Origin of the sequence: Micromonospora sp. RTGN7, assembly GCF_033804645.1 — a bacterium.
Classification (GTDB): Bacteria; Actinomycetota; Actinomycetes; order Mycobacteriales; family Micromonosporaceae; genus Micromonospora.
The window spans coordinates 309,160-321,872 of the sequence record NZ_JAPZLF010000008.1; the positions used below are offsets into that span (position 1 = coordinate 309,160).

The 12,713-nt window shown below is 73.7% G+C and carries 10 protein-coding genes and 1 pseudogene; 5 read left to right on the forward strand and 6 right to left on the reverse strand.

Translation table 11 applies throughout. The features are described 5' to 3' along the window. Position 1: 1 nt before the first annotated feature. A complete protein-coding gene (locus SNR22_RS14945; protein WP_320067150.1) occupies positions 2-223 on the forward strand; it encodes a DUF397 domain-containing protein in 222 nt (73 codons plus the stop codon). A 173-nt stretch (positions 224-396) separates the two neighbouring features. Here SNR22_RS14945 and SNR22_RS14950 read toward each other — a convergent pair whose 3' ends face one another. The 3 genes from SNR22_RS14950 to SNR22_RS14960 all read right to left on the reverse strand — a co-directional run bounded on the left by SNR22_RS14950 (position 397) and on the right by SNR22_RS14960 (position 3,440). After that, the gene (locus SNR22_RS14950; RefSeq protein WP_320067151.1) at positions 397-1,374 is read right to left on the reverse strand and encodes a carbohydrate kinase family protein; all 978 of its coding nucleotides are present in this window, start codon (positions 1,372-1,374) and stop codon (positions 397-399) included. Between the two features lie 324 nt (positions 1,375-1,698). Beyond that, positions 1,699-2,067 (reverse strand): iron-sulfur cluster insertion protein ErpA, encoded by a 369-nt coding sequence (gene erpA / locus SNR22_RS14955; RefSeq protein ID WP_320067152.1) that lies wholly within the window; start codon positions 2,065-2,067, stop codon positions 1,699-1,701. 206 nt (positions 2,068-2,273) lie between these two features. After that, positions 2,274-3,440: a glycerate kinase gene (locus tag SNR22_RS14960; protein WP_320067153.1), complete on the reverse strand. Its 1,167-nt coding sequence runs from the start codon at positions 3,438-3,440 to the stop codon at positions 2,274-2,276. Positions 3,441-3,511: 71 nt separating this feature from the next. Between SNR22_RS14960 and nadA the strand changes: the two genes are divergently transcribed. The 3 genes from nadA (at position 3,512) to SNR22_RS14975 (ending at position 7,009) form a co-directional block, all read left to right on the forward strand. After that, entirely contained in the window at positions 3,512-4,708 is a 1,197-nt protein-coding gene (gene nadA / locus SNR22_RS14965; RefSeq protein WP_320067154.1) for a quinolinate synthase NadA, read from the forward strand. A gap of 238 nt (positions 4,709-4,946) precedes the next feature. Continuing rightward, entirely contained in the window at positions 4,947-6,302 is a 1,356-nt protein-coding gene (gene murA, locus SNR22_RS14970; protein ID WP_413775642.1) for a UDP-N-acetylglucosamine 1-carboxyvinyltransferase, read from the forward strand. Positions 6,303-6,403: 101 nt separating this feature from the next. Then, entirely contained in the window at positions 6,404-7,009 is a 606-nt protein-coding gene (locus tag SNR22_RS14975) for a DUF3043 domain-containing protein (RefSeq protein WP_320067156.1), read from the forward strand. A 22-nt stretch (positions 7,010-7,031) separates the two neighbouring features. Here the strand turns inward: SNR22_RS14975 and SNR22_RS14980 are convergent, their stop codons facing one another. The 3 genes from SNR22_RS14980 to SNR22_RS14990 form a co-directional block, all read right to left on the reverse strand. After that, positions 7,032-8,033 carry an ATP-binding cassette domain-containing protein gene (locus SNR22_RS14980; protein ID WP_320067157.1) on the reverse strand — a complete coding sequence of 334 codons (1,002 nt, stop codon included), beginning with the start codon at positions 8,031-8,033 and terminating at the stop codon, positions 7,032-7,034. After that, positions 8,030-8,821: an ABC transporter permease gene (locus SNR22_RS14985; RefSeq protein ID WP_320067182.1), complete on the reverse strand. Its 792-nt coding sequence runs from the start codon at positions 8,819-8,821 to the stop codon at positions 8,030-8,032. The genes SNR22_RS14980 and SNR22_RS14985 overlap by 4 nt, the downstream gene beginning before the upstream one ends. Before the next feature lie 67 nt (positions 8,822-8,888). Beyond that, the gene (locus tag SNR22_RS14990) at positions 8,889-9,740 is read right to left on the reverse strand and encodes an ABC transporter permease (RefSeq protein WP_413775639.1); all 852 of its coding nucleotides are present in this window, start codon (positions 9,738-9,740) and stop codon (positions 8,889-8,891) included. A gap of 160 nt (positions 9,741-9,900) precedes the next feature. On the opposite strand from SNR22_RS14990, the pseudogene SNR22_RS14995 reads away from it, so the two are divergent. Further along, positions 9,901-12,713, forward strand: a pseudogene (locus tag SNR22_RS14995) (hypothetical protein); the annotation flags it as partial.

The window sequence follows — 12,713 nt, forward strand, 5'->3', positions numbered from 1 at the left end:
CATGCCCACCCCCGAAATCGCCACCGCCCACTGGTTCACCAGCAGCCGCAGCGCCAACAACGGTGACTGCGTGGAGTGCGCCGTCCTGCCCGACCGGATGGCGGTGCGGGACAGTAAACACCGGTCCGGCCCGACGCTCGTCTTCCCGTCCGGCCAGTGGACCGCGTTCATCGCCGCGACCACCTCGGGCACCGTCGCCCCACCGCAGGCAGCCCAGCGCTAGGGCCTCTGCCAAAACCGGCTACCCCGGCTCAACCCCAAAATTGGTAGATCTTGGAAGCAAATGGCCCTTCCACGGGCCGAAATCTTCCAAGATCTACCCAATCTCTGCTCAGACGGGCGCCAAGTACACGATCACCATCTGCTCGTCGGTTCGACGCGTCGGCCGGGGCGGAACTACGGCAGCAGGTGCGGGCGGACGTCGTCGGCGGCGACGTCGCCGTACGACTCGGCGAGCCGCTTGACGAACAGGTCCGGGCGTACGTCGTACTCCTGGGTGCCGACGGTCTCCAGCACCAGCGTCGCCAGCAGGGAGCCGACCTGGGCGGACCGCTCCAGGCCCAGACCCCAGGAGAGCGCGGCGAAGAAGCCGGCCCGGAAGCCGTCCCCGACGCCGGTCGGGTCGACCGCCTGGGTCTCCCGGGCGATCGGCACGTGGATGGTGTCGAAGTCCCGGCCGGCGATCTCCGCACCGTTGCTGCCCAGCGTGGTCACCCGGATCTTGACCCGCTCCAGCAGCTGGGCGTCGGTGAGGCCGGCCTTGCTCTGCAGCAGCGACTTCTCGTACTCGTTGGTCATCAGGTACTCGGCGCCGTCGATCAGCCCCACCACGTCCCCGCCGTCCATCCGGGCGAGCTGCTGGGACGGGTCGGCGACGAAGGCGTACCCGCGCTCGCGGCACTCGGCGGAGTGGCGGAGCATCGCCGCGGGGTCGTTGGCACCGACCAGGACGAGGTCGAGGCCGTCGAGCCGCTGCGCGACGGGGGACAGCTCGATGTTGCGCGCCTCGCTCATCGCCCCGGCGTAGAAGGAGGCGATCTGGCACATGTCGGTGTCGGTGGTGCAGACGAAGCGGGCGGTGTGCGCCACCTCGCTGACGTGCACAGAGTCGCAGTCGACGCCGTGCCGCTCCAGCCAGGAGCGGTAGTCGGCGAAGTCGGCACCGACCGCGCCGAGCAGGATCGGGCGCAGGCCGAGCTGCCCCATGCCGAAGGCGATGTTGGCGGCCACCCCACCCCGGCGCACCACCAGGTCGTCAACGAGGAAGGACAACGACACCTTGTCGAGCTGGTCGGCGATGAGCTGGTCGGCGAATCGGCCGGGGAAGCTCATCAGGTGGTCGGTCGCGATCGAGCCGGTCACGGCGATCTTCATGTCAACCCTCGCGGTCGGGAGCACGGCGCGGGTCAGCCTACCGGGCCACCCGGGGCGCGGTCACGGGTCGGACAAAGATCGATAACGTTCTACCCGACCCCGCCTCGACGGCCCGGAAAGCCGGTCGTACGCGCGGGGGTCTATCCGCCCTGGTGGGCCCGCCGTCACCGGACCGCCGCTACCAAAACCGCCGTCACCCGACCGGCCCATACCGGGGCGTGCGGTACCGGGGACAGCGGACGGCAGGGTTGTCCGGCGGAAACGACGGCGGGGCCGGCCCCGGGTGGGGGCGGCCCCGCCGTCATCGGCCGAAAGGGCGTCGACTCAGCTGAACGAGTCGCCGCAGGCGCAGGAGCTGCCCGCGTTCGGGTTGTCGATGGTGAAGCCCTGGGCGTCGATCCGGTCCGCGAAGTCGATCGTGGCGCCGGACAGGTAGGGGGCGCTCATCCGGTCGACGACAACCCCGACGCCGTCGTAGTCGGTGACGACGTCACCGTCGAGCGAACGCTCGTCGAAGAAGAGCTGGTACCGCAGGCCGGAACAGCCGCCCGGCTGCACCGCCACCCGGAGCCGCAGATCGTCGCGGCCCTCCTGCTCGATCAGGGCCTTGACCTTCTGCGCCGCGACGTCGGTGAGGACGACGGAAGTAGGGGCCTGGGCCTCGGTCGACTCGGTCTGCGCTGGCGTGGTCACGTGGAAATCTCCCTGCGCGGTCTGGGTCTGGACGCACTGGCCAACGTCGTCCGTCGTCCAGTGATTCCCGATGTGGTCGCAGACCCGATGGTACGCCGCCCCGGCGGAAGCCACCCGTCCGACGTGATCCGCGCCTAGATCCCGACCCGGCGAACCCACGTTCCGTACGCTCGACGACCACTCGGGGCTGCCGTGAAGGCAGGCCCTCAGCGGCTCCGGCTCCACTGCCGGGCCAGCCGGGCACCGAGCTGCCGCAGGCCCTCCGCCGGTCGGCTGAGCGCCGCGTCGAGCCCGCCGCGCTCCTCGCCGCCGAAGTGCTCCACCAGGCTGTACGCCTCGGTGACGCCGGCCGAGGCCGCCTCGCGCCGGCCGGTGCTCACCTGTCCCGCCAGCACCACGCAGGGCACTCCCCGGTCCCGGGCGGCCCCGGCCACCCCGGCGACCACCTTGCCGCGCAGTGACTGGTGGTCGAAGGAACCCTCGCCGGTGATCACCAGGTCGGCGGCGTCGAGCGCGGCCGCCAGCCCGATGGCGTCGGTGACCAGGCCGATGCCGGACTCACAGCGCCCGCCGAGGGCGAGGATCGCGGCACCGAGGCCCCCGGCCGCACCGCCGCCGGGCAGCGCGCCGAGGCCGGCCGGGCAGCCGGGCAGGTCCCGTTCCAGGACGCCGGCGAAGTGCTCCAGCGCGGCGTCGAGCAGCAGCACATCGGCCCGGGTGGCGCCCTTCTGCGGGCCGTAGACGTTGCTGGCGCCGTGCAGCCCGAGCAGCGGGTTATCCACGTCGGTGGCGGCGACGAGGGTGGCGCCGCGCAGCCGGGGCGCTCCGTCCAGCCCGGCGATCCCGGCCAGCGCCGCCCCGCCGTACGGCAGCGCCCGGCCGGCCTCGTCGAGCGCGGTGACGCCGAGCGCGGTGAGCATCCCGGCGCCGCCGTCGTTGGTGCCGGAGCCGCCCAGCCCGATCACCACCGTCCGGGCGCCGTTCTCCACGGCGGCGGTGACCAGCGCGCCGAGCCCGTACGAGGTGGTGGCCTTCGGGTCGCGCTCGGCGGCGGCGAGCAGGTGCAGGCCGCACGCCTGGGCGCTCTCCAGGTACGCCGTGCCATCGTCGGTGAGCAGGATCTCACCGGCGGCCGGCCGGCCGAGTGGGTCGACGGTCGGCACCGGCACCCGGCGTCCACCGAGCGCCCCGGCGAGGACGGCGACGAAGCCGGGCCCGCCGTCGGCGAGCGGGCGAATGAGCAGGTCGTCGCCCTCGGCCACCTCCCGCCACCCCTGGGCCACCGCGACGGCGACCTCCTGGGCCGGCAGGGTGCCGGCGAACTTGTCGGGACAGAGCAGCACGCGCATGCCCAGCAGTGTGGCAGGAGACATCGGCGGGAGGAGTGCGGCAGCCCACACCGGCCCCGGTCGGCTTCTCGCTCGGCTGTGCGACCATCAGGGGCGTGACTTCGACCTGGACAGAGCCCTCCAGCACCGCCACGGCCCTGCTGCTGCTCGGTCGCGGCAGCGACCCCGCCACCGAGCGGGGCGTGGAGTGTCCCGGCGACCTTCCGGCCCCCAGCGACCCCGACCTGGTGGCGCGGGCCGCGGCGGCGAAGGCGCAACTGGGCGACAGGGTCTTCGTGCTGGGCCACCACTACCAGCGCGACGAGGTGATCCAGTTCGCCGACGTGACCGGCGACTCGTTCAAGCTGGCCCGCGAGGCGGCGGCCCGGCCCGACGCGGAGTTCATCGTCTTCTGCGGCGTGCACTTCATGGCCGAGAGCGCCGACATCCTCACCACCGCCGCCCAGAAGGTGATCCTGCCCGACCTGGCCGCCGGCTGTTCGATGGCCGACATGGCGGTGCTGTCGCAGGTCGAGACCGCCTGGGACGTGCTGACCGAGCTGGGCGTCGCCGCCCAGACCGTCCCGGTGACATACATGAACTCCTCGGCGGACATCAAGGGCTTCGTCGGCCGCAACGGCGGGGTGGTGTGCACCTCGTCCAACGCGAAGCGGGCGCTGGACTGGGCGTACGGGCAGGGGTCGAAGGTGCTGTTCCTGCCCGACCAGCACCTGGGCCGCAACACCGCCGTGCTGGAGATGGGTCTCTCGCTCGACGACTGCGTGCTCTACGACCCGCACAAGCCGGGCGGCGGGCTCACGGCCGAGCAGCTCCGCGACGCGAAGATGATCCTGTGGCGCGGGCACTGCTCGGTGCACGGCCGCTTCACCCTGGACAGCGTCGACGACGTCCGCCGGCGGGTGCCGGGGGTGAACGTGCTGGTGCACCCGGAGTGCCGGCACGAGGTCGTCACCGCGGCCGACTTCGTCGGCTCCACGGAATACATCATCAAGGCGGTCGAGGCGGCCCCGGCCGGCTCGGCGTGGGCGATCGGCACCGAGCTGAACCTGGTACGCCGGCTGGCGCTGGCCCACCCGGACAAGCAGGTCACGTTCCTGGACAAGGCGGTCTGCTACTGCTCGACGATGAACCGGATCGACCTGCCGCACCTGGTCTGGGCGTTGGAGGAACTGGTCGCCGGGCGGGTCGTGAACCAGATCACCGTGGACCCGGACACCGCCCACCACGCCCGGGTGGCCCTGGACCAGATGCTTGCCCTGCCCGGCGCCGACACCCCGCCACCGCCGGCCTGATCACCCTGAGTCATCACCCCTGTGCGATTACATACCTGACGCACCGATTCATGCCTCCAGGGACGCGGTGACCGCATCCGCTGTCGTCACCGAGGGCTATGCTGCCGAAGCGACGACATCCGCGGGCCCGTTTGTCCCCGGTCGGTTCGCGGGTATCACTCACACCGCCCGCATGGGCATCACTTCATACCACCTGCATCAGCATCAACACGGCAGCACCGACGCGCTGGAGGTTGCGTTGACCAACGACGTCCTGGTCGTACACGGAGGCACTCCGCTGGAAGGGCGGGTCCGCGTGCGCGGCGCGAAGAACCTCGTTTCCAAAGCGATGGTCGCCGCCCTGCTGGGCGACAGCCCCAGCCGGTTGTTCGACGTGCCGCGGATCCGCGACGTCGAGGTGGTCCGGGGGCTGCTCGGCCTGCACGGGGTCAAGGTCGCCGACGGCGAGGAGGCCGGTGAGCTGGTCTTCGACCCGGCGAATGTCGAGAGCGCCAGCACCGACCAGATCAACGTGCACGCCGGCTCCAGCCGCATCCCGATCCTGTTCTGCGGGCCGCTGCTGCACCGGCTGGGTCACGCCTTCATCCCGGACCTGGGCGGCTGCCACATCGGCCCGCGTCCGATCGACTTCCACCTTCAGGCGCTGCGCGAGTTCGGCGCGACGGTCGAGAAGACCCCGGAGGGGCTGCACCTGTCCGCCCCGAACGGGCTGCACGGCACGAAGTTCGCCCTGCCGTACCCGAGCGTCGGCGCCACCGAGCAGGTGCTGCTCACCGCGGTGATGGCCGAGGGCGTCACCGAGCTGCGCAACGCCGCGGTAGAGCCGGAGATCATCGACCTGATCTGCATCCTGCAGAAAATGGGCGCGATCATCAAGGTGCACACCGACCGGGTGATCGAGATCCAGGGCGTGCCGAAGCTGCACGGCTACACCCACCGGCCGATCCCGGACCGCATCGAGGCGGCGAGCTGGGCGGCGGCGGCGCTGGCCACCCGCGGCGACGTCGAGGTGCTCGGCGCGCAGCAGGCCGACATGATGACCTTCCTGAACATCTTCCGCTCGGTCGGCGGCGAGTACGAGGTCACCGACGCCCGCCCGCCGAAGCTGGGCGACCTGGGCCAGGAGGGCGGCATCCGGTTCTGGCACCCGGGCGGCGAGCTGAACGCGGTGGCGCTGGAGACCGACGTGCACCCCGGGTTCATGACCGACTGGCAGCAGCCGCTGGTCGTGGCGCTCACCCAGGCCCGGGGCCTGTCGATCGTCCACGAGACGGTGTACGAGCAGCGGCTCGGCTACACCGAGGCGCTGAACACGATGGGCGCCAACATCCAGGTCTACCGGGACTGCCTCGGTGGCACCCCGTGCCGCTTCGGCCGGCGCAACTTCAAGCACTCCGCAGTGATCGCCGGCCCGAGCAAGCTGCACGCGGCCGACCTGGTCATCCCGGACCTGCGTGCCGGGTTCAGCCACCTGATCGCCGCGCTCGCCGCCGAGGGCACCTCCCGGGTGTACGGCGTCGACCTGATCAACCGGGGCTACGAGGACTTCGAGGCCAAGTTGGCCGGCCTCGGCGCCCACGTCGAGCGGCCGTAACCCGGCTCACCGGCGGGGCCGCCCGTAACGTTCCTCACCGCTTTCCGCGCCCGGTGCACCGCGATGTGCACCGGGCGCCTGCGTTTAGCTACCCTTGCCGGGTGCCGTCGCTGTTTCGCCGCAAGTCCACCGACCTCGTCGACAAGGCCATCACCACGGTGACGCCCGACGAGGCGTCCCCGTCCGTCCGCCGGAGCTACACCCCGAGCAAGAAGGAACTGGGTCGGGAGACGCCGAAGCGGCCCGTCGCCGGCCGCCGGCCGGCCGGCCCGAGCACGCCGCTGAACAAGACCGAGGCCCGGGAGCGGCGCAGGCAGTTGCGTGCCGAGTCATCGGCCGAGTTCCGTCGCGAGGGGGGCCCGCGCGACCGGGGCCCGGAGAAGCTGCTGGCCCGCAACGTGGTCGACTCTCGGCGCACGGTGGGCACCTGGTTCTTCGGCGGGGCGCTGATCGTGCTGCTCGGCTCCAACCAGGCGATGCCGCCGATCGTCCGGCTGATCTCGAACGTCCTCTGGGGTGTGCTCGCCCTCGGCGTGGTGATCGACTCGATCCTGATCAGCCGCAAGATCAAGAATCTGGTCCGGGAGCGCTTCCCGAAGACCACCCAGAAGCTCGGCTCGCTCTACCGGTACGCGATCATGCGGTCGATCACCTTCCGCCGGATGCGCGCCCCGGCACCCCGGGTCAAGATCGGCGACCCGATCTGATCCGCGCCGCCCAGGACGACTGTTAAGAAGGGGCCCCTGCTCCACCCGAAGCGTTGACAGGGTGCCCTTCCTTACCGGCGTAGAGCCGGGCGACGACCTCCTCGATGTCCGGCTCGACGATCGAGACGTCCCGCAGGGTGGCCAGCGCGGCCAGGGCGGCCACCACCTCCGCCACGCCCGCCGACTCCAGCGCGAAGACCAGCCGGTGCCCGTCGGCCTCCACCCGGCGCAGCGGGGCGCCGGGCAGCTCCGGCGGCTCCGGCAGGGCGGTGTCCAGATCGGCGACGACCAGGCGACGGGAGCCGTACCGGTCGTGCAGCGCGGCGATCGACCCGTCGTGCACCACCCGACCGTGGTCGATCACCACGAGGCGGCGGCAGAGCCGCTCGATGTCGGCCAGGTCATGGGTGGTGAGCACGAGGGTGGTGTCGCCGGCCCGGCCCAGCTCGCCCAGGAAGCCCCGGACGGCCTGCTTACTCACCACGTCCAGGCCGATGGTCGGCTCGTCGAGGAAGAGCACCTCCGGGCCGTGCAGCAGGGCGGCGGTCAACTCGCCGCGCATGCGCTGACCGAGGGAGAGCTGCCGGACCGGGGTGTCCAGGAAGCCGTCCAGGTCCAGCAGGTCGCGGCAGCGGCGCAGCCGGGCGGCGTGCTCGGCGGCCGGCACCCGGTAGACGTGCCGGAGCAGGTTGAACGAGTCCCGCAGCGGCAGGTCCCACCAGAGCTGGGAGCGCTGGCCGAAGACCACCCCGAGGCGCAACGCCAGCCGGATTCGCTCGGGCACCGGGCGCAGCCCGCAGACGCGTACCTCACCGGAGGTGGGGGCGAGCACGCCGGTGAGCATCTTCAGCGTGGTGGACTTGCCGGCACCGTTCGGGCCGATGTAGCCGAGCATCTCCCCCCGCTCGACCCGCAGGTCGACCCCGTCGACCGCGGCGACGGTCCGCCTGACGCGGCGCAGCCGCCCCGCCTTCACCCGGACCGTGAACTCCTTGCGCAGGTTCCTTACCTCGATGACGCTCATGACCCCGTACTCCGGTAGTGGCGGACCCCGACGCGCCAGGCCGTGGCGGCAAGCGTGGCGGCGAGCAGCGCAACCGCCGGCGCGGCCCAGCCGGCCCAGGCCGGCAGGCCGAGCGGGTCGGCGCGGCCGAGCAACGCCAGCGCGGGCTGATAGCTGACGAAGGAGAACCCCATCCCGTACGCGAAGACCGCGCGGAACCAGCCGTCGAAGACCGTGACGGGGTACGACGTGAAGTCGCGCCCGCCGTAGGTGACCGAGTTCGCCAGCTCCCCCGACTCGGTCCAGTAGAACGAGACGGTGGCGGTGGCCACGAAGATCGACCCGAAGAAGACCACCCCGGCCACCGGGGTGAGAATCACCAGCGCCACCCGGCCCGGGGTCCAGTCGATCCCCGCCCGCCCGAGGGCCACCACCAGCACGGCGAGGCCGAAGATCGCCCGGGACACCTTGCGCAGCGGCAGGTCCATGAGCAGGAGCTGGGGCAGCGCCCCGAGCGGGCGGACCAGGACGGCGTCGAAGAGGCCGGTGCGCACGTACCGGGGCAGCCGCTCGATGTTGCCGACCAGCAGATCGGCGGTGGCGAACGCGCAGGCGGACAGGCCCACCATCACCAGCGTCTCGCGGAAGGTGAACCCGCCCAACTCCCGGGTCACCCCGAAGATCACCAGCACGGTGACCACATCGAGGACGGTGGCCCCGACGTTGCCGACCAGGTCCACCACGAACGACGCCCGGTACGACGCCTGGGACCGGGCCTGCGCCCCCAGCAGCGCCCGGTACGCGGCCACCCGCCCGGGCGACCGCCGGGATCGCCCGGGTCGCCGCGGTGGTCGCTGCCGGGGCAGCACGACCGGCTCAGCCACCCTGTACCACCAGCCGCCGCTCGGCGCGGCGCTGCACCAGCCGGCACAGCGCGAGCACCGTCGCCGCCCAACCGGCCTGCACCGCCACCAGCCCGACCGCATGGGCCGTCGCGTCCCGCTCGACCAGCACGTCGAGCGGGGTCTGCAGGAGGCTGGGGAACGGGGTGGCGAGCTGCAGGGTCAGGTAGAGCCCATCGGGCAGGAAGGGCAGCGGGAAGTAGAGCCCGGCGAGCGCGCCCGAGGCGAGGGTCCAGAGGATCAGCGGTCCCCGGACGTCCTCGAGCCAGTACGCGGTGGCGTTGACCAGGAACCGGCAGCCGAAGGAGAGCACCACCGCGAGCAGCACGGAGGCCACGAAGAGCGGCACGGTCGACCAGCGGGTGGGCAGCTGGACGTCGAAGAAGATCGGGCCCACCACCATCGGAGGCAGCAGCCGGGGCACGCAGGCCCAGCCCGCCCGGCCCAGGTCGGTGGCGAGGTAGCTGGTCACCGGGTGGACCGGCCGCAGCAGGTCGCCGGCCACCTCACCGGTGCGGATCCGGTCGGCCAGGTCGGTCCAGCCCCAGAACTGGACCACCGCCAGCAGGCCCTGCCCGGCCCAGACGAAGGTGGCGAGCTGCTCCCGGTCGTACCCGGCGGCGGTGCCGGCCGCACCGGTCACGGCAAGCAGGATGTAGCAGCGCAGGAACCCGAAGACGGTGTTGGTGACAGCCCCGGCCAACGACGCCTGCCAGTAAGTGGCGTATCGTCGGAATCCCGATCCCGCTATGGCCGCGAATGTCCGAAACCATGGGATAACGTTTGACCCGGTGGGCGATGCCACACTGGCGGTGACAGAGCCCACGCCGTTACCCTCCTTCCGCAGCCCCGCCATGCCGACCGGGCGACTTTACCGGCGGGCGGGGTGCCAAGCGCGACAATTTCCAACGAGGTGACATCGCCGTGAGCGAGCGAAGCGAGCCGGGCGCCCCGGCTCGCCACGCGGGCGGCGACGGGACCTCGTGATGAGCAACGGCTTCCACGATCGCTGGCGCGACCGGGCCGAACCGTCCTGGATGTTCGAACCGACCGCCGAGTGGCAGCCGCAGTTCCCGGGGCAGCGCTACGCCGGCGACATCGGCCTGCGGCACCCACCGACCCAGCACCGCGGGCGGGCCGCCGTCGTCGGTCGGGCCGGGGTACAACCGGTCAGCCCCGCCCCCGCCACCGAGCCGGTCAGCCCCGCGCCGGGTGGGCGCGACGGGTCGTACCCCTGGAATGGCCACGCCCCCGACGACCGCCCGAGCCGCGACCGGGACGACCGCCGCGCGGGCCCGGCCGAGCCGCGCCGGCCCGACGCGCGCCCGGCCTGGGCCGGCCCGCCCCGCGACCGCGCCGCCGCCGACGACCGCCTTGCCGGGTACGACGCACGGCTGCCGGTCCACGAGGAGCGGCCCCCGACGCACGGCGACCGACGACCGGCGTACGACGACCGCCGCCCCGCCGCCGCCGGTGACCAGCAGCGGCGCGACGACCGCCGCCCCCACCCCGCCGACCACGACGGGCACGCCCGCCGGGGCCGGGACGAACGGGACCCCGGACGGCACGGCTGGGACGAACGCGAACCGGCTCGGCGCCCTCCCGACGCCAGCAGCACCGCCCATGACGAGCGCGGTCCCGGCCGACGGGGCGACGACCGCCGGGCCGGGCCGGCAGAACACGACGGGTACGCCCGCCGTGGCCACGACGAGGGCGGGTGGCGCCGCGAACAGCGCCCGGCGGACCGGGGGCCGGTCGACGCGTACCCGCCGCGGCCCGGCCCGGACCTGCCAGTCTACCGCGACCGGCGCGGCCCCGAGTGGACGGTGGAGCGCGACCCGGCGGCAGGCTTGCACGGCGACCGGCGCCCCGTCGACCCCGGCCGACGCACCCCACCGGTCGACGCGGTCGCGCCGTCGTCACCCGCGCACCGGGGCGAGCCCGGGTGGCTGCCGGAACCGGAGGAACACCGCCGGCCGTACGACCGCACGGCCGGCGACCGCAGCGGGCCGGACCGTCCCGAGTGGCCGGAACACCGCCGGCCCGCCCCGGAGCGCGCCCGGCCCGCCCCGGAGCGCGACGGCTGGCAGGCCTCACCCGCCGCCGGGCCCGCCCGCCCCGCCGACCGGCCGGCGGCCGAGCACGAGCAACGGGGCACCGGCCGTCCCGGCCTCGGCCAGCCGGACGTCGGCCGCCCCGGCGTCGGTGCACCCCACCGTCCCGCCGAGCGGGGCGGAGCGCCGTACCGCGACCCCACCAGGGAGGCAGCCGCCCGCGCGGAGCAGCACCGCGACCTCAGCACCCGACCCGAGCAGCACCGCGACCCCGGCGCCCGGTCGGTACCGGCCCGCGACGGGGGCCTGCCGTGGCCGGAACCCGGTCCGTTGCAGCCGGACCCGGGCCGGGGACCGGACCCGGACCGGGGGGTCGCCCGACCCGGCGAGGCCCCCCGCCCCGACACCCGCCCGACCGGCCCGGCCCGACCGTTGGCCAGGCCGACCGACGCCACCCGGCCGACCGACGCCACCCGGCAGGATCCCTGGTTCGCGGATCCCGCCCAGGCGGACGTACCCCGTCCGGCCGGTCAGGTCGACAGCCGGCCCGGCCAGCGGCCCACGCCCGACCCGTACGAGCGCCATGCGCCGGCCGACCGGGACGCCGCACCGGTCCGCGAGGCCCGGCTCGCCCCACCGGCTAACGGCGACCGGCTCGCCCCACAACCCCGAGACGAGCGCGGTACCAAACCAACCCACGACGAGCGCGGTACCCGACCGACCCACGACGAGCGGCCGTCCACCGGACAGCCGCCAGTGGCGCCGGTCCGACCCCCAGCGGACGCCGGCCGGCCGGCGGCGTACCGACCGGGGCCGGACCCACGGTCCGCCTCGGCGCCGCAGAGCTCCGTGCCGCCCGCCGGGCCGACGCCACCTGCGCCGGTCGAGCCCGTCTCCCCGTCGCCTGCACCGCCCGTCCCGCCGACACCGGCCGCGCCGGTCGAGCCCGTCGCCACACCGCGGGTGGCCGCGCTACGGCTGGAGTTCCTGCCGGCTCCCGGGCCGGTCGAGCCGGGGCCGGGCCAGTCCGGGCCGGGCCAGTCCGGGCCAGTGTCCGAGCGGCTCGACGAAACGGTGTTCCCCGTGGCCGGCCCCGCCCGTCCGCCGGCCTCAGGGATACAGCCGGCCCCGGCCGGCGGGCTCGTCGGACACGGAGAAGCGAAGCCCGCCCCGACGGACACCCCGACGGTGCGGCCACCACTCGACGACCTCCGGGACGCCGACCCCGCGCCCACGGACCTGCCCACCAGCGCGTCGGTGTGGGAGCCGTCGACCACCGGCGCTGCCATGCGGGTGGACGCCACCCCGCACGCTGTCCCGCCGACAGCGGCGGATGCGGTCGCCGACGGGGCCGTACCGGTGGACGCCGCCAGGCTCGTCTCCCCGGCGGCACCGGTCTCCGCGCCCCCGACCGAGAAGTCCGACGGGGAGGAGGCCGCGTCCCGCCCGGTCTCCATGCCCGTCCGGTCGGATGCCCACCGGACCGAAGCCGACCGGTCAGACATCATCCGGACGGACACGAAGCAGCCGGACATCGACGCCGTCGACCCGTCGGACGGTCCGCCGCCGGCCACCCGTCACACCGACCCGGTCGCGGAGACCGGTGAGCCGGTCGCGGACTCCGGTGAGCCGGTCGCGGACTCCGGTGAGCCGGTCGCGGACTCCGGTGAGCCGGTCGCGGACTCCGGTGAGCCGGTCGCGGACTCCGGTGAGCCGGTCGCGGACTCCGGTGAGCCGGTCGCGGA